Raw genomic sequence first — 19312 nt, 5'->3', positions numbered from 1 at the left:
AAACCCCCACACACCACAGACCCGCCCGCACGGCCAAACCCCGCGCGGGCCTCGCCGCGTCCACACCACGCCGCTAAACCGCGCATGGGCCAAGCCGCCCCGTCAGGCCCGTGCGGATCGAAACCCGCGAACACGCGCAACCCGCCGGACCGAGCCCGGCCGACACACCCCGCGAGAGGGGAGGGGGCTTACGCCTGCTCGCGCTTGCGCGGGCACGATCAGTCCGGAAGCGCCGCGCCCTGGATCGCGTTGGCTTCGCCTCGCGAGGAAGAATCGAAAGTATGGCGTGCAGTCGGTGAGCGTCACCCTCGATGGAAAGCCGTCGCTGCGAAGCCGACCCGAGACCGTGAGGGCGCAGAGATCGAGCAGGTTCACGAAATCGGTGTAGGTGCCGAACGCGCCGTTCGGACCGAGCGGTCGCCTGAGCCTCCACTTCCGGCACGAGCGTGAGGACGAGGGCCGGAATCGTCGTCGTCGGCGATCCGGCGATAGGTCTCCGCCAGCACCGCGTCGGCCGCGAGCCCATCAGCGTAGGCGGTGTGGAGTGCGCCCAGGCTCGAGAAAGCGGGGACCGATATATGATCTCCAAGCCCTCAGAGGACGGCTTGCCGGCGGCACGCGTCCCGGAATGCGAAGAGGGTCGCTCCTAAAAAGGGCTATCATGGCCCGAGCCGGATGAAGTTGGCCGGCGGGCCGCCTATCGCGGCGTCTCGGGGGCACGTCCGTCCTGTGGCAGCCGACCGGTGGCCTTGGCGTGCAGGCCCTGCACGATCAGGCCGAGGATCGAGGTGAGGATGCGGTGGATTCGCTGCATCATCGGCCGTCTCCATAAGTGCGCGTATGAGGATCGAGCCGGGCGTTTCGCGCTGCCCGGACCAAGCGGCCTTGCAAGATCCGTCCCGCCCTCAGGTCTCGAGGATGGCGACGAGGTCGCCGCCGCGCAGGGTGCGGCCGGGCCCGGCCCGGATCTCGCGAACCCGACCGCCCACGGGGGCGGTGACCGCCACCTCCATCTTCATCGATTCGAGGATCGCCACCGTCTGGCCGGCGGCCACGGCCTCGCCCGCGCCGACCAATATCTTCCAGACATTGCCCGGCACGGTGGTCGGCACGCCCGCGCAGCCCGGCGGGATCTCGGCGGCCTCCGCGGCCTCCGCCTCGTCGGCGACGAAGCTGTCGAGGCCTTCCGCCTTCCAGCGCTCGCGCTCCGCGGCGAAGGCCGCCCTCTGGCGCGCACCCGCCAGCTCGATCTCGGCAGCGTTGCCCGCCAGCATCGCCCGATGCTCGGCGTAGGAGAACGTGCCGTCCTCGATGCGGATCGGATAGGCTCCGTGCGGGAAGCTGGCGCGGGCCTTGGTAAGTTCGGCGTGGCTGACGGGAAAGAAGCGGATGCGGTCGAACGGCCGCAGCAGCCAGGGATGGCCGGGCACGAATTCGCGGGTGGTCCGCCACGTGTTCCAGACCTGGATCGTGCGCCCGAACAGCTGGTACCCGCCCGGCCCCTCCATGCCGTAGATGCACATGTAGGCGCCGCCGATGCCGACCGCGTTCTCCGGCGTCCACGTGCGGGCCGGGTTGTACTTGGTGGTCACGAGGCGGTGACGCGGATCGACCGGGGTCGCGACCGGCGCGCCGAGATAGACGTCGCCCAGACCCATCACGAGGTAGCTCGCATCGAAGATGATGCTGCGCACCGCCGCCTCGTCGGGCAGGCCGTTGATGCGGCGGATGAATTCGATGTTCGAGGGACACCAGGGCGCGTTGGGGCGCACCAACTCCTGGTACTTGCGCATGGCGCGTTCCGCCTGCGGGTCGTTCCACGAGAGCGGCAGGTGGACGATCCGGCTCGGGACGCTCACCGCCTCCGCCGGCGGCAATCCGGCCTCGATCTCGCGCAGGCTGCCGAGCAAGCGGGAGCGCGGCAGCGCCGTGCCGTCGTAGTGGATCTGAAGTGAGCGGATACCCGGCGTCAGGTCGGTCAGACCGGGGAGCCGGGCGGCGCGCACCGCCTCGGCGAGCAGGTGGACGCGCAGCCGCAAGCCGATGTCGAGGGCCATCGGGCCGTACTCGACGAGCAGGTTGTCGTCGCCCTGTCGCCGATAGGCGACGGGGACCGGGCCGGTCTCGTCGCGGGCGAGAATGGGCGAGCCGGGCCCGGTGCCCGCACCGCCGATCAGGGCGGGCGCGGCGATCGCATCCTCCGGCCGCGCCAGGGGCCGGAAGCGCACCGTGTCGCCGGGCCGGAGCTGGCCCATCTTCCAGAGTTCGTCACGGGCAATCACCGCGGGGCAGACGAAGCCGCCCAGACTCGGGCCGTCGGGGCCGAGCAGAATCGGCATGTCGCCGGTGAAGTCGATGGCGCCGACGGCGTAGGCGTTGTCGTGCAGGTTCGAGGGGTGCAAACCCGCCTCGCCGCCGTCGGTGCGGGCCCAGCGCGGCGTCGGGCCGATCAGGCGAACGCCGGTGCGCGCCGAGTTGAAGTGAACCTCGTAGGGCGCCGAGAACAGGTCGGCGATGTCGGCCTCCTGGAAGAAGTCCGGGGCGCCATGCGGGCCGTAGACGACGCCGATCGCCCAATCCTGCGTCAGCGGCGCGGGCTCGGGCGGGGCGGCGGTAACTTCCGATGCGTCGCCGAGATGGAGTACGTCGCCGGCCTTGAGGACACCGGTGGCGTGGCCGCCGAAAGCGCCGAGGGCGAAGGTGGCTCGCGAGCCGAGCACCACGGGCGCCGCGAGGCCGCCGCGCAGGGCCAGATAGGCGCGCTGGCCTGGCCCCTCGATCGCGCCGATGGCGAGCGTCTGGCCAGCCTTCACCGAAAAGGCCTGACCGTGCGGGCGCGGCTCACCGTCGAGGGTGAGCCGCATGGCGGCGCCCGCGAGCGCCACCCGGGCATCCGTGTGGAAGCGCAGCGTCGGGCCCGAGACCGTGAGTTCGAGGGCGCAGGTCTGCGCGTCGTTGCCGACCAGCGCGTTGGCGGCGCTGAACGAGCGCGCATCCATCGGCCCGCTCGGCGGTACCCCGACCTCCCACAGGCCGAGGCGCCCCGGCAGTTCCTGCAGGCTCGATTGCGGCCCGGGCAGTAGAACCTCGATGCTCTTCGGAGCATAGGCGAGATCGCGCAGGGCGGTGGTCGCCACGCGCCCGCTGGCGAAGAGATCCGAGGCCGCGATGGTGCGCAGGTAGTGGAGATTGGTCTCGATGCCGGAGATGACTGTGTCGGCGAGCGCCGCCCGGAGGGCCGCGATCGCCGCCGGCCGGTCGGCGCCGGTGACGATGATCTTGGCCAGCATCGGGTCGTAGAACGGTGTGACCTCGGTGCCGGTGGCGATCCAGCCATCGATGCGGGCGTTCTCGGGGAAGCGCACCTCGGTCAGCAGACCGGCACTCGGCGAGAAATTCGCGTGCGGAATCTCGGCGTAGAGCCGTGCCTCGATCGCGGCGCCCCGCGGCAGGAGCGGCCCGGCGGTTGCGATCGGGTCCTCGCCCGCGGCTTGCCGCACCATCCACTCGACGAGGTCGATGCCGAAGACCGCCTCCGTCACCGGATGCTCCACTTGGAGCCGCGTGTTCACTTCGAGGAAGGAGAAATCCTCGCGATCCGGATCGTAAATGAACTCGACCGTGCCGGCCGAGGCGTAGGCGACGCTCTCGGCCAAAGCCACCGCCGCCGCATACAGCCGGGCGCGGACCGCGTCGGAGAGGCCGGGCGCGGGCGTCTCCTCGATCACCTTCTGGTTCCGGCGCTGGAGCGAGCAGTCGCGCTCGCCCAACGCCACGACGCGGCCGCGCCCGTTGCCAAAGATCTGCACCTCGACATGGCGGGCCTGCGCCACGAAGCGTTCGAGATAGACCCGGGCATCGCCGAAGCTGGCCCGTGCCGTGCGCTCGACCGCGGCGAAGCGCTCGGCCAGTTCCTCGCTTGTATGGCAGAGCTGCATGCCGATGCCGCCGCCGCCCGCCGTGCTCTTGAGCATCACCGGATAGCCGATCGCCTCGGCCGCACTCAGCGCCGTCTCGAGATCGGGCAAGAGGTCGGTGCCGGGCAGGAGCGGGACGCCGCTGACTTTGGCGAGATCGCGGGCGGTATGCTTGAGGCCGAAGGCGCGCAGGTGCTCCGGGCGCGGGCCGATGAAGACGATTCCTTCCGCTTCCAGCCGCTCGGCGAAGCCGACATTCTCGGACAGGAAGCCGTAGCCGGGATGGACCGCTTCGGCGCCTGATTCCTTGCATGCGGCGATGACGGCCTCGACGTCAAGATAGCTCTGCGCGGCCGGCGCGGGGCCGAGGCGCACGGCCTCGTCGGCGGCGAGCACGCCGGGCGTGAAGCGGTCGGCGTCAGAATAGACGGCGACGGAGGCGATGTTCATGCGCTTCAGCGTGCGCACGACGCGGGCGGCGATCTCACCGCGATTGGCGACCAGAACCTTGGCGAACATGCGCTCAAGCCTCGCCGCGGACGGTCACGCGGATCGGCGTGGGATTGAAGCCGTTGCAGGGATTGTTGATCTGCGGGCAGTTCGAGATCACGCAGATCACGTCCATCTCGGCCCTCAGCTCGACGTAGTCGCCGGGCGACGAAACGCCGTCGACGATGGCCAGCCCGCCGTCCTGCTCGATCGGCACGTTCATGAAGAAGTTGATGTTCGGCACGATGTCGCGCTTCGACAGGCCGTACTTTGCGACTTCCAGTGCAAAATTTTCGCGGCAGGCGTGGAGATACTTGGTGGCGTGGCCGAAGCGGACGGTGTTGCTCTCGCAAGAGCAGGCCCCGGCCGAGGTGTCGTGGCGCCCGCAGGAATCGGCGGTGACGGTGAGCATCACCCGGCCCTCGCTCGACATCACCCGCGTGCCGGTGGTGACGTAGGCTGCGCCCTGCGCGCGCACCGTATCCTGGGACGAATAGCGCTCGCCCATGTCGTCGGCGCGGTAGAACAGGGTGTCGACGGCCTGGCAGCCGTGGCTGTCCTCGATGCGGATGGTCTGGCCGGCCCGCACGAGGGTGGAGAACGGTGCCTGCGCGGGGACGGCTTGATCCAGAAGGACTTGGTCGAAGAGCGTGGTCACGGTGTCGGTCATGGGTGTCGCTCCCCTCAGAAGCCGGCGGCGGCGTTGTTCTCGAAGCCGCGCACGGCCTCGATCGTGGCGGTTCGGCAGAGATCGTCCGCCGCCGGGGGCGAGGCCTGGAAGCGGGTGACCGCGACCGGGTTCGGCGCGTAGTCGGGCGCCGGATCGAGGGGATGGGGGCAGTTCGAGAGGGTGACGATCAGGTCCATCTCGGCGCGCAGGTCCACGAAGTCGCCCGCCCTGCGGCCGGCGGCATTCCAGGCGAAGCGGCCCTCAGGCCCGACGATGACGGGGGCGAAGAACGCGATGCAGGCGGGGATGTCGCGCCGCTCCAGCCCGCTCTTGAGGGCGGCTAGAACGAGGTTGTCGCGGGTGTTGCGGTGGGGGCCGCCAGCGTAGCGCGCCCCGTTCGAGGCCGCGTTGGAGCCGCCGGTCAACGCATCGTGCGCCCCGCAGGAATCCTCGATGATCGAGAGCATCACCCGGCCCATATCCGAGAACAGCACCCGGCCCTTGGTGAGGGCGGCCGTCCACTGCACCTTGACGGTATCGGCCGTGTTCAGCCGTTCGCTGGTGTCGGCGGCCGACCAGGCGACGAGGGCGACGCTCGATGGGCCGTGGTCGAGGCCAAGCCGGATCGCCTCTCCGGCCTTCAGAGCGGTAGTCCAGTACCAGCCGCCGGGGATGGTCTCGCGGTGGAGGATCGCGCCTTGGTCGAGGGGCACGGGCCCACGCGGGCTCGGGCCGGGCAGGGTGCGCGGGGCGTGACCCTGGCCAGCCCGCTTCAGCTCCTCGTAGCGGCGGCGATTCTCGGCGATCTGGCTGGCTTCGTCCGACATTGCGCATGTCTCCGATGGGGCCGGGTCGTCCCGGTCCGAAAGCCCTGTCGCGGCCGGGCCGTCCCGGCAGGCCGAATGGGGTTTCGATGTGTTGTCCCCCCGCTCGCCCTCATCCCGAGGTGCCGCGAAGCGACCCCGCAGGAGACCTCCGGAAGTCGCGCGATCCCCGGAGTCCTCCATCGACGGCGACGCTTCGCGCCGCCACCTTAGGATCAGGGTGAGGACGGGAGGGTCACGGGTGGTCAGGCGCCGACGGCACCTCGTAGAAGGCGAAGAGCTTCCGGGCGGGCTCGACGATCTCCCAGGTTCCGGTGAATCCGGCGGGCGAGACGAAGGCGTCGCCGGCCCGGAAGGTGGTTTGTGTGCCGGCCTCGTCGGTGACGACGATCACCCCTTCGAGCAGGAGGCAGAACTCGCTCTCCGTGAAGACGACCCGCCACGTCCCCCGCTCGGCGGCCCAGGTGCCGGCGGAGAAGCGGCCGTCGGCGCTGGTGAAGTGCAGCGTCGCGGTCTGGACGGGATCGCCGGCCAGGATGCGCTCGGGTTCCGGCCGGTAAGTGGACGGCGCGGCGATGCTGTTGGCGAAGGCGATGACGGTCTTCATGACAAACCTCCGCCTAGAACAGGTGGCTGTAGCGCTCGATCTCCCACGGGCTCACCGTGAGATGGTAGGCGTTCCACTCCTCGCGCTTGGTGCGGATGAACTCTTCGCGAAGCCCTGAGCCCAGCGTCGCCTCGACCAGGGGGTCGGCGGCGAAGGCGTCGACCGCCTCCTGCAGGGTCTGGGGCAGGAACGCGATGCCGCGAGCCCGACGCTCGCCGTCGCTCAGCGCGTAGAGGTTGTCCTCGTTGGGCTGGCCGGGGTCGATCCGCTCACGCACGCCCTCCAGGCCGGCCGCGAGCACCAGGGCGGCGGCGAGGTAGGGGTTGACCGCGCCGTCCGCGTTGCGGCTCTCGCAGCGCCCGCCGCCGGCCGGCACCCGCACCGAGTTGGTACGGTTGTTCGAGCCGTAGGAATTGAACACCGGCGCCCAGGAAAAGCCCGCCATCGCGCCCTGGCGCACGAGGCGCTTGTAGCTGTTCACGGTCGGCGCGAAGGCGGCGCAGAGCGCCCGCCCGTGGCGCAGCACGCCGCCGATGAAGTGGTAGCCGGTCTCGGTGAGGCCGAGGCCCCGTGGATCCTCACCGGCAGCACAGGCGAACAGGTTGCGGCCGGTCTCGCGGTCGGAGAGCGACATGTTGAAGTGGGCGCCGTTGCCGGTGCGGTCGGCGAAAGGTTTCGGCATCATCGTGGCGATGAGCCCTTCCTCCTTCGCGTAATGCTTGGTCATCATGCGGAAGAAGGTCAGCCGGTCGCACATGGTCAGCGCGTCGGAATATTGGAAGTCGAACTCGAACTGCCCGTTCGCATCCTCATGATCGAACGAGTATAGATCCCAGCCGAGATCGTTGATCGTGGTCGCGACCTTGTCGAGCCAGGAAAAGTTGTCGATGAAGCCGCGCACGTCGTAGCAGGGCTTCACCAGCCGATCGTCCGCCACCGGCGTGTGCAGCGAGCCGTCGGCCGCTTGGCGCAGCAGGAAGATCTCGCACTCGATGCCGAGATTGAAGCCGAAGCCCATCGCCTCGGCCTGGGCGAGCACGTTCTTCAGGGCGACGCGGGTCGAGAGCGGGTAGGGCTTGCCCTGGAAGGTCAGGTCGGCCGGCGCCCAGGCGAGCTTGCTCTCCCAGGGGAGCTGGATGACCTGCGAGAAATCCGGGACCGAGGCGAGTTCGTCCTCGTTCGGCGCCTGGCCGAGGCCGTCGAGGGCGTAGCCGGTATAGCGTTCGGAGCCCGCCGCCATCTGCGGCAGGTGGTCGATCGGCACCACCTTGGCCTTCTGCGCGCCGTGGATGTCGACATAGGCGCCGATGACGTATTTCACGCCCCTCGCGCGCAGATCCTCCTGCACGGCGCGCACCTGCGGATCGATGTCGTTCGCGTGGCCCATGAAGTCAGGCTCCTGGCGTGGAGACGGCGGGGCCGTCGTAGGAATGGGGAAGGGGCGGGGTCTCGGCGAGACCGCGGCGGACGAGGGCGGTCAGGTCCTCGACCATCCACGCGAACAGCGCGGCGCCCTCCGTCGCACTCGCCTGCGAGGGGGAGCCGGTGACGCCGTTGTGGCTGGTGCGGTTGACCGGGTGGGCGAAGACGAGACCCTGGGTGCGGTCCGGGTCGTCGGCCCCGGCGATGCGCTCCTCGCGCACGAGGGCGGGGGCCAGCGCCTGCATCAGCGCGGTCTCGGCCCGGTTGGCGTGCCAGTCCTCGGCGTCGATGAAATGGGCCGCGCGCACCCGCTCGCTGACGGTCGCGGTGTTGACCAGCGCCACCATCAGGTCGTCGTGAGCCGCCCGCAGCAATTCGAGCGCGCAGCGCAAGGGCGCGCCGTTGGTGACGTGGGCGTTGACGAGGAAGAGGCGGCGCACGCCCGAATGGTAGGCCTGTTCTCCGATCTGCCGGACGAGTTCGGTCATCACCACAGGGTCGAGGGCGAGGGTGCCGGGCCAGCGCCGGGAATGGCCGAGCGAGCAGCCATAGGGGAGGGGCGGCAGCATCGGCACACGGGTGCGCGCCGAAACCTCGCGGCAGAGGATGTCGGCCAGCACGAAATCCATGCCGCAGCCGAGATGCGGCCCGTGCTGCTCGGTGGCGCCGATCGGCAGGAGCGCGGCCTGCGCGGTCGCTTCGAGATCACCGGGGATCTCCTCCCAGGTGCGGTCGGACCAGAGCACGGGGAGATTTGGCAAGGGGAAACTCGCGAGGGTGCTCATTCGACCTCGTCTCCCACGCTCGCCATCCGGGTGACCATGTCGAGGCCACCGAGATTGGCCGGGCCGTCGGCCTCCGCATCACTGGGGTGGATCAGCGCATCGAGCCGGGCACGGGTGGCGCGGAATTCCGGCATCAGGCTCTGGCCGGGATGGCGCGGCCGGGGCACCGGCACCTCGATCAACTCCTCGACCTCGCCGGGATGGGCCTTCAGGACGAGGATGCGGTCGGCCAGCGCCACCGCCTCGTCGAGATCGTGGGTGATGAAGACGATGGTGATGTCGATCTTGCGCCAGATCTCGATCAGGTAGGCCTGCATCCGCGCCCGCGACTGGGTGTCGAGGGCCGAGAACGGCTCGTCCATCAGCAGGATGCGCGGGCGCATGGCGAGCGCGCGGGCGATGGCCACGCGCTGCTTCATGCCGCCGGAGAGCTGGTGCGGGTAGGCGTCGGCGAAGCGCTCCAGCCCGATGAGCGCCAGCCATTGCGCCGCCTCGCGCTCGGCGACGTGGCGCGACTCGCCGTTCTCTTCGAGCCCGAAGGCGACGTTGCGCTTGACGGTGAGCCAGGGAAACAGGGTGTAGCCCTGGAACACCATGCCCCGGTCGGCGCCGGGCCCGGAGACCGGCACGCCGCCGACGCTGACGCTGCCCGAACTCTTGGTTTCGAGACCGGCGAGGATGCGCACGAAGGTGGACTTGCCGCAGCCCGACGGCCCGACGACGCAGAGGAACTCGCGCCGATGGGTGACGAGATCGATGCCGCGAAGCGCCACGGTCTCGGCGCCGTCCGCGTTGCGAAACACCTTGCCGAGGCCCTCGACCCGCAGGGCGACGTCGCGGGATTTCAGCCGATCGAAGCGGGCGCGGACGGGCTCGCACTGGGTGCGGTAATCACAAGGCTCGGACGTCAGCGGAATGGGAGCGGACGCGCTCGTGCCGTCTCTCATCCTTGTGCCCTCGCATAAGGGAACAGGCGGCGGCCGATCAGCGCCAGCGCGATGTCGGTGGCGATCCCGATGAGGCCGATCACGAGGATCGCCGCGTAGACGTTGTCGAAGTGCTGGTAGCGGGCCTGCTGCGTGATGAAGAAGGTGATGCCCGACGAGGTGCCGATCAGCTCGGCGACGATGAGGTAGGTCCAGGCCCAGCCGAGCAGGATGCGCTGGTCGCGGTAGATCTGCGGCAGCACCGCCGGCACGATCACCCTCCGGATCAGGCGCAGATTGCGCGAGCCCATGGTGAGCGCGGCCTCGATCAGCAGCGGATCGACCCGGCGTGTGGTGTTGGCGATGACGAGCACCTGCTGGAAGAAGGTGCCGATGACGATGATCGCGATCTTCGGCCCGTCGTAGATCCCGAGGATGGCGACCATCAGCGCGCCGAACGCGGGGGCCGGCAGGTAGCGCACGAACTCGATCACGGGCTCGGTCAGCCGGGCGATCGTCGGTTGCGCCCCGCACAGCACGCCCAGCGGCACACCGACCAGGGAGGAGAGGGTAAAACCCCAGAAAATGATCTGGATCGAGTGCCAAAGACTCGCGGGCAGCCAGATCGTGTCGCGCTGCGGCGGCGGCGCGGTGAGCGAGGTCCAGAAGGCCACCGCGACCTCGTGCGGCGCGGGCAGGTAGACCGGGTTGGCCGGGCGCCCCTCGGGCAGAGCCGTCCCCGCGCCCCGCGCCGCCGCGACCTCCTCGGAAAAGGCCGCCCGCGGCACCCGCATGCCGGCTTCCATCCAGGCGACGTCGCCGGGGTCCGTCACCTCGACCAGCGGATGCCAGAGGAAGGGCAGGTAGGAGACCGCCGCCCAAAGCCCCAGCGGCAGCAGGAAGGAAAGCAGGGTGAGCGCCACGCGCCGACGCCGGGTCAGCGGGCGCGGCGCGCCGACCCAGGAGAGCCGCACCCGCCCGGCGACCGGGGCGGCGCCCGCCACCGGCGGGAGCGGGGCGACCGCGACCGCCGGAACGGCGTCCCTCTCGGAATGGGGCTGAGGCAGCGGCGTGCGCATCCTCAAGTCCTCACTTGCCGTCGGTGAGGGCGGGATCGATGGCGGCCTTCACGTCCTGCGGGCTCTTGTAGACCTCGAACTTGACGTTGAAGGCATCGGCGTGCCGGCTCGAGCCGTAGAGCGAGCCGAATCCGTCGGCATCCTTCATCACCGCGCGGCCCTCGGCCAGCGTCAGCAGCTTGGTGCCCTTGAGGAAGCGGGTGAAGACGGCGGGCTCCACTCCGACCTTGGCCGCCATGATGGCGACCGCGTCGGCTTGCGTCTTCGGGTCCGCGATGTAGCCGACGACCCGGTCCCACAGGCCGACGAGCTTGATCCAGTCGGCGCGCCGCGCGGCAAGGCTCGCGGGCGTCACCGTGACCACGTCGTAGATCAACCCCGGGCGGTCGGCGGAGCTGTAGAGCGGGCGGGCACCCGCCGCGCCGCGCATCGCCTGCCCCGCGATGGGTTGCCACGCGCCGATGGCGGCGACGTCGCCGGAAGCGAGGATCTGCGGCGTCTCGTTGGTCTTGGCGTTGACGAGGGTAACCTCGCTCTCCTTGATCCCGGCCTTCTGCAGGCCGTCGATGAGGAGGAGGTGCTCGACGAGCCCGACTTCGAGGCCGACCTTCTTGCCCTTGAGGTCGGCCAGCGACTTCACCCCCGGCTTGCCGACGATGATGTCGTTGCCGTTGGAGTAGTCGGTCAGCAGAATCATGACGTTGCGGGCGCCGTTGCCGCTCATGACGAGGGCATCGCCGTTGGTGCAGGTCACCGCGTCGAGCTTGCCCGCCGAGAAGGCGTCCATCGAGGCGGAGTAGTCGAACCACTCGAACTTGGCCTCGATGCCAGCCTCCTTGAGCCAGCCCTTCTCGATGGCGACCTGCCACGCCACCCAGCCGGGCCAGTCGCTGTAGCCGATGCGCAGCGGCTCGGCGGCCTGCGCCATCGGCGCGGCGAGGAGGCCGGCAGCGAGGGTGAGCGCGGACAGGCTTCGGCGGAGGTGCGTGAGGCCGCCGGTGATCAGGGTCGGGATGCGCATGTCTCGTCTCCTCGGGATCGTCGCCGGAACCGGATGCCGGACCCTTGCCGTGGGTCGACCGCGGATTTTGCGTGCAAGCGGGCATCGACGGGCTGGGAAGCCCGTCCGTCGGATGCCGGCACTGACGCTGGAAGAGGGGGAGGCGCTCGGGTCCGCGGACGCTACGTCCGGACCGGGTCGGGGCGCGTGCTGTCCCCGAAGCCGCCGCGAAGGCGCATGATCGCGGCCCGCACCGTCCTCGGGCCGCGCACGGCCTGCGACGCGCCGCAGCCACGATCGAGGGATGATGGAAGAGAAACGATCGGGGGGCTGATGCCGGGCATACGTTCCCTCTCAATAGAGAAAGAGATTGTACAAGACCTAACCTTGCCAATCTCTGGCTAGTGAGGTCTCCCGGGCTTTTATCCCGCCGTGCATCCGGGCGGATGTCTCCCGCCGCGGCAACCGCTCTCGGACCGAACACATCGAAGCGATGCTGGAACCCTAGCGATCAACTCTCCTCTACGGTATGAGGCCGCCATTACTCAGTCAATACAGAGAAAGTCCCAGGCTGCACAATCCGCGATCTTTCGCTGACGATGTTTTAGGCTCGCTGTCGATTTGCGCCGCACTCGTCCGCCGGAACCGCCGGCTTCACCGGTTCGGGGTCGGTGGGTAGGAGAGACCGTTTCGACCGTACCTGGACCGTGCCGCCGCTCGATCGATCGGGAGGGCCTAGCGCCGCTTGGCGGATCGCTCCCCGTGATCAACAACTCCCGTTGCCTCTGCGAGGCAGCGCCCGGCAGAATGCGCTGTTCCGTGGCAACCGGGTCCGGATGGGCCTACTTGGTGGCGAGCGCGCCGGCCCATTCCGACGAAGCGGCAACCGTTTCGACGAAACAAGGCGCTTCAGAACGACGGCCCGGAGAAGCCGCCCGATGCAACCGGGCCGGCGACGAGTCCGGGCAGAGGCGGAGGACGCTGCTGTGTCGGGTTCGGAAGTCGGCCGCCTGTCCTACGCTGCGACACCCGATCCTCCCGGCCAGACGATCGACACCCAGATCACGCCCGATTGCAATGCCCGAACCGAGGCGACGTTCGACATCAACGATTCGACCTGGGTGACCTTCTATTTCCAGAACAGAGTTCCTCTGTGGCGTGCTCTGCTCTCGATCGCCAGCGAACGCGTGACCCTGATGGACTCGATCCAGGCCTGCGGGATCGTCTTGAGCGAAGGCCTGACACTTACGCTCAACCCGATGGGCGACGTCTATACCATGCTGCTGGACGGTGTGATCGCCGACGCTGGAACAACCTACAAGTGCAAAGGACTGCTTCTAGGTAGTTTCGCGCGCACGGCCGAGATGAAAGATGCCGTGAAATCGATCCGAATGGGAATGCATGACATCGAGAGTTTGTCGAACCTCTGAAAAATATACTCAATTCGTAAAATCGATAATATATAGTCTCTGGCGAGATATTTATTGAATATGATTGACGATTGCCCATAATTTTCTCTAAGTTCGCTTGCGTATCAAGTGATTCGTCGTGATGGACGAGGAAATAAATTTTATTTTTATTTTTTGAATTGGAGGAAGACGTGTCAGAAGAAGTAAACGCGTTCGTGGGTCCGGCAAAGACGACGACCCCAACCAGCCCGAACACCGATGTCGTCGCGACGCCTTCTGGTGACGTGAACAATACGACGCAGCTTACCTTCGAGTATCAGGGCCGTATCCCGGTCTGGACGCCTGCTATTTCCCAGGCGCAGCCTCAGGTCGTCCTTGGTGCGGACATCACCATCGGATCGACGACCTGGAAAGCGGGGATCACGATCCAGTATACCGCGCTCGGCTCCACGCAATACACGGTGTCCATCACGTCGGGTCAGATCGTCGATGACCGCGGCCTCTATTCGCTGGCGGGTCTGACGCTGGGAATCTTCCCCATCACGAAGGACGGCGGCAAGGGCAGCGCGCCCCGCGGGGAAGACGAAGCGGTGGAGGTTCGGGTCTTTCAGGCGCTGACGACCGTCAACACCCCGACCAGCCCGAACAGCAACGTGGTGACGACGCCGAGCGCCGATCCCAACAACACGACCTATCTGTCGTTCCAGTATCAGGGCCGTATCCCGGTCTGGACGCCGGTGGTGTCGCAGGCCCAGCCCATGGCCGCGCTGGCGGCCGACATCACGATCGGAGCGACGACCTGGAGGTCCGGGATCACGCTCCAGTATTCCGCGCTGGGCTCGACCCAGTACACCGTCACCATCGTTTCCGGTGCCATCGTCGACGATCGCGGCCTCTACCAATTGGACGGTACTCTGCTCGGCATCTTCCCGATCGGCTGAGCGGACATGCCCACGCCTGCTCCGCCGCTGTTCGAGCAAGTCGGGACGAGTTCGGTCTACGAGACCAGGGTCGCCGGTTCGGTCGGTTGGGCCGGCTACCTTCTTCCTCCCGGCGGTTCGCCGCCGGGAGGCATCGGCTTCGATGCCTCGCTCACCGGCTACAACGGCCATTACCTGTTCTGCACGGTGCGGCCGGCCGTCCTGGATTCCAACCCGGAAGGCTTCGCGGCCGAGGCGCTGCCCTACATCAACGCGGCGACCCGCAATCGCGCGATCGTCTGGCTGAAGTCGGCCGATCCGGTCGCGTTCGGCGATTTCGGTCAGTACGGCCTGCCGTTCCTGTTCGTCGCGAGCGTCTATCAGACGACGGGCGACCTCAACCGCTGGTTCGGCACCAATGCCAGCGTCTACGTTCTCAACCAGACGCGGCTTGCCGTCGCCGACGGCCGGTTGCAACTCCATGCCTCCGCATTGAGCGTGCCGCCCTTCATCGGCTTCAGGGACAAGGGAGCTAAGACGCTCGGCGTCCAGTTGACGGCCAACGCGGCCAACAGGATCTCTGCCTTCGTGCCCCTTTCGGGGGCCAACACCGGATGCCTGACCTTCGATGGCGTGCTGAAACCTGCGCTGGCCTTCGTCACCCAGGGCCTGGGACAGGGTTTCCGCTACCTCTTCGGTGGGCAGGCCAAGGAGGTCGTGACGGCGGTCGACTACGCCGCGTTCGCGGTCGCGCAGCTGCCGGGCAGCCTGCCCGTCGCGGGGACGTTCGACCTCTCCGATCCGGCCAACCGGGTCCTTCCAGCGGCCCTGCTGGAGCAGGGATACCTGCGGTCGGGACTCGCGCTCAAGGGCGCGTCGGCGCTGCTCAGCCACTATCGCACGGCGGGCGGGCAGCCGGTCGTGCTGACGCCCGTTGGATCGGAGGCCGCGGATGTCGCGCCACGGCTCGGCGCGGGCGGCTTCGCATGGGCGACGGCGGCTCCGCGGAGCGCTTCGACGGCCAGCGGACCGGCATATCTGGGACTGGCCGGCCGTTACGGCCTGGGCGTCGCGGGGATCGCGCCGGGCCGGCCGCAAAAGCTGATGGGGGGATTGTTCGGTTCCGAGTCGCTGGGCTTCTCGACCTATGATCCCAGCCTGCCTGCCGAGAAGAACGACCTTCTGAACACGATTCCCTCGCGCTCCGGCTACGCTCCGGTCTTCCCGTTCGGCACCGTGGACCTCAACGAGCCCGGCAGCGGGGCGGTCGCGCCCCTGCTGACGAATCGGTACCAGACGCCCTGGTCGACGCTCGTCGCCGGGGCGGGCACCGTCGATTACTTCGCCGAGCCCGAGGGCAGCGCGCTCTACGGCGCACTCGCGGTCGATCCGGCACCGAACGCGGACGAGGTTGCGGTGCTGGGATCGGCACCGCCGCACATGCCGCTGGCGCAGGGAGCCGACAAGACCTTCCCGCTCGTCCCTTACGGCGCCGCGGCCCGCGCGGGCCTCGATGGAACGACGCTGGTTCAATTCGAAAGCCAGATCATCGCGGCCACGCGCAAGACGTTGATCTCGCATTACGGCGCGCAGACTTGGGCGGCGCGCCGTCAGGCGACGCGCGCCTTCGCCGACGCGCAGGCGGCGGAGATTCCACCCATCGACGGGACCACCCCGCAGGGCTTCATCGTCCAGCGCGATCCGACCACGGGTGCCTATCTCGCAGTCACGATGGCGCAGTCGTCGGATCCTGCGTCGCCTCTGTCGCCCGACCTCGGCGACGCCGTCCTGCCCTTTGCGCTGCTGCATCCGACCCGGGCGATGCAGGACGCGCTCCAGACCAACCAGTTGTTCCTGGTGGGGGTGAACCCGGAGCCCTTCGCCGACTCGGCCGTCGGCGCCACGTTCAGCAACGCCGTCCGGATCGCAGGCTGGACGATGGCCGCCAATGTCGGAGCGGGCGCATCGGCGACCGCTTACAAGAACGTCCTCATCATGAAGTTCTGCTCGGGCTCGCTGCAGGACCGCGTGACCAATCCCAATCGCTGGACCGCGGCGGATGCATTCTCGCTGCTGCCCGGCACGCCGCCCGAAACGCGCGCGCTCGCCCATACCGGCCTGTCGCAGTGGCTTCAGGACTTCGTCGCGAACGCCATCGCCCGCTCGAAAGGATCCTCGAGCGCCTTCTACGACACGTTCGCGCGGATCGCGGTCGATCCGCACTGGACCGGGGTGATCGTGCTCGCCGCCGATCTCAGCGCGCAGGACCTACCGCCGGAGATCGCCGGGCTGGCCGCGGGCATCGATTTCACGCGCTTCGAAGCGCACCATTTCGGCTTCACGGTCAGCCGGGTGGAAGTGGACAAGGCCCGGGCGCAGATCGCGATGGCGAAGGGCAGTTCGAGCCTGTTCGGCTTGATCGACTACGAAAATCCGCTCTACGCCGCGAATGTCGCGGCGGGCGCCGGGCCCGAGGTGCCCGTGCCGCTGGCGATGCAGGGCGATTTCGATTTTACGGTGCTCCAGCTCCAATCGCTGTTCGAGCATGCCCGGCTGGTCCGGTTTCGGAGCCGCGTGCAGCTCTCGATCCAGACCCTGTTCGCCGCACCGGTCACCAAGCTCTACAATGCCGGACAGGGGCAGCCCTTCCCCGGCATCGTGCTCAGCGGCAGCTACGTTGAACAGAACGGCCGTGCGTCCTATGTCTTCGAACAGAACGATCCCAACGTCCTGATCAGCCCGTCCAACGTCCTGCCGGCGGTCGCTTTAAACCGGGTGCAATTCAATACGCTGGGCACCCGCGACAACGGCGCGACGGTCGCCAGCCGTTTCCTTGTGTGGGGCGCGTTCGATTTCACGGAGCTCGGGAGCCGGGCCGGCGAGACCCTGGACCTGCTGTCGTTCGGAAGCCCGAAGGGAACCTTGCCGTCCGCGCTCGGCGCGGGACTGGCCTTTTCCGGTCTCACCATCGGCATGACCTATCCCGCGACGACGCCGGGGGCCAAGCGCTTCGCCGTCGAGACTGGCAATCTTGCCTGGGATCTCGGCGCATCGTCGGCGCGCGACGACAGCTTGTTCCGCGGCTTCGCGCTGCAGCTTAAGAGTTTCGTCAACGCCCGGGGTGACCAGAAGCCCGCCGATTTCGGCTTCCTGCCGGTCTCCTCGCAGTTGAGTCTCGCCGAGCTGGACGGGCCGTGGTTCGGCGCGGTCTACGACATCACACTCGGCGGCCCCGGCGCCCTGGCATCCGGCATGGGTTTTCAGTCGCAGCTGTTGGCGGCCTGGTCTCCCGCCACCCGAGAGGCCGACGGCGAGCATTCGCTGTTCATCGGTATGAGCCTGCCCGGGGCGGCGCCGGGAGCGAGCCTGTTCAGCCTCCAGGGCGTGCTCAAGGTGGCGGTCGGATCGGTCTCGATCCTGCGCCAGCCGGTAGCGAAGGCGCCCGGCCGGACGCTCGCGGTGGGCGAGCGGGACGACTTCTACTGTCTGCGCATCGACGATATCGGAATCAAGATCTTCGGCATCGTCAAGCTGCCGCCCTCGGCGAACATTCAGTTTTTCCTGTTTGGCGATCCCAACAGCAGCGGCAGCCTCGGCTGGTATGCCGCCTACGTCGCGGACGACAATCCCGGCTGCGGCCAGTCGCTGGCCTTCGCGGAAGTCGCGCCCACCGAGGGGGAGGGGAGGGCATGACCCGGATCCTCATCTGGAACATCCAGCAATTCTCACTCAACAAGATCTTCTCGGTATCGACCGTGGTGAGCCGCGGGCATGGCGGTCTGAACGACCAGACGGCGGCGCTGCAGCGCAGGGCGGTGATCAACCATGTCCTGATGGCGACCCAGCCCGACATCATCGTGATCGTCGAAGTGAGTTCGGGCGAGAACATCGCCGGCGCGCTGGCGACGCCGACGGGCGGCCTCGAAGCCATCGCGCACCTGCTCTACGGCTTCAATCAGCACATCCCCGTCGTCGGCGGATGGAATGCCGTGCCGCCCCTCTACGTCGGTACCGGCGGCCGAACGGAAACGATCGGGATCATCTATCGCCGTACCGACAATACCGGCGCGGTGTCGCGCTATTTCACGGGACCCAACATCTGGACCGGCGGCGTCGCGGGCGCTTCGGTTCCACCGGGCGTCGGCGCCCCACCCGCTGTGCCCTATACCGGTGTCCCGCTCCCACTCGGCACGGTGAACATCGACGGGATGCTCGTTCCGCCGGGGCTCGGGCCGGCTCGGCAGATCCCGGCGGGCGCCCTGCACAACGGCAACGCCTTCGAGAATCGGGTCGCCGCGCGGGTCGATTTCGACGATGCCGCCGGGACCGTGATCGACTTCCAGGGCCTGCGCCAGCCCTACATGGTCACTTTCACGGAAGCGGCCACGGCCGGCGGCGCGATCCAGCGAAACCTGACGTTCTTCGTCATCCACGCACCGCCGAACAACGCCGCCGCGGCAGCCTACATCCATGGCTTGTCGGCGCTGCCCGATGCCGTCGGTCCGCTCGGGGCGAACGAGACCCGGATCATCGGCGGCGATTTCAACATCAACCTGCTGGCGCCCGACGGTTCGCCCTCCGGCGCCTACAATCCTCTGACGAACGCGCCCAACGCCTATACCCTGTTGCTCCAGCCCACGGCTGCCGGCGCACCTGCCAATCTCGCCCAGTATCGCGGCTACTTCTCGACCCATATCCGCGGCAAGCACAACGATGCCGATTCACTGTTCCTGTGGTCGAACGGGCTCGCGCATCCCAGCTATTATCCCGGCTACGGCTATGTCGGATCCGATTTCAGTGCGGTGCCGGTCGCGTCGATCGACAACGTCCTGGTCTGGCCCTTCGCGGGCGCGCCGCACGATTACCAGACCACCGTCATGAACCTGGTCACCGGCACGCCGCTGACGGGGACCGGCGCGCCGGCGGACAACCCGCCGAGGGGCGCGATCGCGATGACGCCCACCCTCAGCGCAGCGCCGATCGGCTGGCCCTTCGCGCCGATCTCCGGTGATTACCCCGGTATCGGAGTGGCGCGCCGGATGACCGGCTGGGACAATTACGGCCGCCTTCGCAACACGAGCGATCACTTCGGCATCTTCATGACTGTCTAAGCGCGGTCCGGCGAAACGAAAACCGGTCAGTCGACAGGTTTGGCGTGAGAAAAACGACCTAGAGCGCGATCCGAGCGGGTTGAATCGTCTGGGGTTTTGGTGCGGGCGGGGATGTGATTCAATGTGCGGCCTTCCGAAGAGGAGAGCCGAATG

Annotated in this window: 13 protein-coding genes and 1 riboswitch; of the genes, 4 read left to right on the top strand and 9 right to left on the bottom strand. The window is 68.1% G+C overall.

Translation table 11 applies throughout. The annotated features are described in order from the left end of the window. Positions 1–905: 905 nt before the first annotated feature. The 9 genes from uca to BY998_RS23265 form a co-directional block, all read right to left on the bottom strand. Positions 906–4436: an urea carboxylase gene (gene uca, locus BY998_RS23305; RefSeq protein WP_110354071.1), complete on the bottom strand. Its 3531-nt coding sequence runs from the start codon at positions 4434–4436 to the stop codon at positions 906–908. A 4-nt stretch (positions 4437–4440) separates the two neighbouring features. Continuing rightward, positions 4441–5076: an urea amidolyase associated protein UAAP2 gene (locus BY998_RS23300; protein ID WP_110354070.1), complete on the bottom strand. Its 636-nt coding sequence runs from the start codon at positions 5074–5076 to the stop codon at positions 4441–4443. A gap of 14 nt (positions 5077–5090) precedes the next feature. Then, a complete protein-coding gene (locus tag BY998_RS23295; protein ID WP_110354069.1) occupies positions 5091–5903 on the bottom strand; it encodes an urea amidolyase associated protein UAAP1 in 813 nt (270 codons plus the stop codon). 232 nt (positions 5904–6135) lie between these two features. Next, complete coding sequence (locus BY998_RS23290) at positions 6136–6507, bottom strand: cupin domain-containing protein (RefSeq protein WP_110354068.1); 372 nt, start codon at positions 6505–6507, stop codon at positions 6136–6138. A 13-nt stretch (positions 6508–6520) separates the two neighbouring features. Next, positions 6521–7894 carry a type III glutamate--ammonia ligase gene (gene glnT / locus BY998_RS23285; protein ID WP_110354067.1) on the bottom strand — a complete coding sequence of 458 codons (1374 nt, stop codon included), beginning with the start codon at positions 7892–7894 and terminating at the stop codon, positions 6521–6523. A gap of 4 nt (positions 7895–7898) precedes the next feature. Beyond that, entirely contained in the window at positions 7899–8714 is an 816-nt protein-coding gene (locus BY998_RS23280) for a creatininase family protein (protein WP_110354066.1), read from the bottom strand. Beyond that, positions 8711–9661, bottom strand: a complete 951-nt coding sequence (locus BY998_RS23275; protein WP_110354065.1) for an ABC transporter ATP-binding protein — start codon at positions 9659–9661, stop codon at positions 8711–8713. Before BY998_RS23275 ends, BY998_RS23280 begins: the two co-directional genes overlap by 4 nt. Next, positions 9658–10719 (bottom strand): ABC transporter permease, encoded by a 1062-nt coding sequence (locus BY998_RS23270; RefSeq protein ID WP_110354064.1) that lies wholly within the window; start codon positions 10717–10719, stop codon positions 9658–9660. The genes BY998_RS23275 and BY998_RS23270 overlap by 4 nt, the downstream gene beginning before the upstream one ends. 10 nt (positions 10720–10729) lie before the next feature. Further along, positions 10730–11740, bottom strand: a complete 1011-nt coding sequence (locus BY998_RS23265) for an ABC transporter substrate-binding protein (RefSeq protein ID WP_110354063.1) — start codon at positions 11738–11740, stop codon at positions 10730–10732. A 388-nt stretch (positions 11741–12128) separates the two neighbouring features. Further along, positions 12129–12238, bottom strand: a riboswitch (guanidine-I (ykkC/yxkD leader). 467 nt (positions 12239–12705) lie between these two features. Between BY998_RS23265 and BY998_RS23260 the strand changes: the two genes are divergently transcribed. The 4 genes from BY998_RS23260 to BY998_RS23245 all read left to right on the top strand — a co-directional run bounded on the left by BY998_RS23260 (position 12706) and on the right by BY998_RS23245 (position 19159). Further along, positions 12706–13149, top strand: a complete 444-nt coding sequence (locus BY998_RS23260) for a hypothetical protein (RefSeq protein ID WP_110354062.1) — start codon at positions 12706–12708, stop codon at positions 13147–13149. A gap of 170 nt (positions 13150–13319) precedes the next feature. After that, positions 13320–14069: a hypothetical protein gene (locus BY998_RS23255; protein WP_146221846.1), complete on the top strand. Its 750-nt coding sequence runs from the start codon at positions 13320–13322 to the stop codon at positions 14067–14069. 6 nt (positions 14070–14075) lie between these two features. Further along, positions 14076–17741 carry a hypothetical protein gene (locus BY998_RS23250; protein ID WP_110354060.1) on the top strand — a complete coding sequence of 1222 codons (3666 nt, stop codon included), beginning with the start codon at positions 14076–14078 and terminating at the stop codon, positions 17739–17741. After that, complete coding sequence (locus tag BY998_RS23245; protein ID WP_110354059.1) at positions 17738–19159, top strand: hypothetical protein; 1422 nt, start codon at positions 17738–17740, stop codon at positions 19157–19159. The genes BY998_RS23250 and BY998_RS23245 overlap by 4 nt, the downstream gene beginning before the upstream one ends. The last annotated feature ends 153 nt before the right edge of the window (positions 19160–19312 follow it).

Source organism: Methylobacterium sp. B4 (assembly GCF_003201865.1).
Lineage (GTDB): Bacteria > Pseudomonadota > Alphaproteobacteria > Rhizobiales > Beijerinckiaceae > Methylobacterium.
Note: the sequence above shows the minus strand (reverse complement) of the source record. Positions and strands in the feature narration are given on the sequence as shown.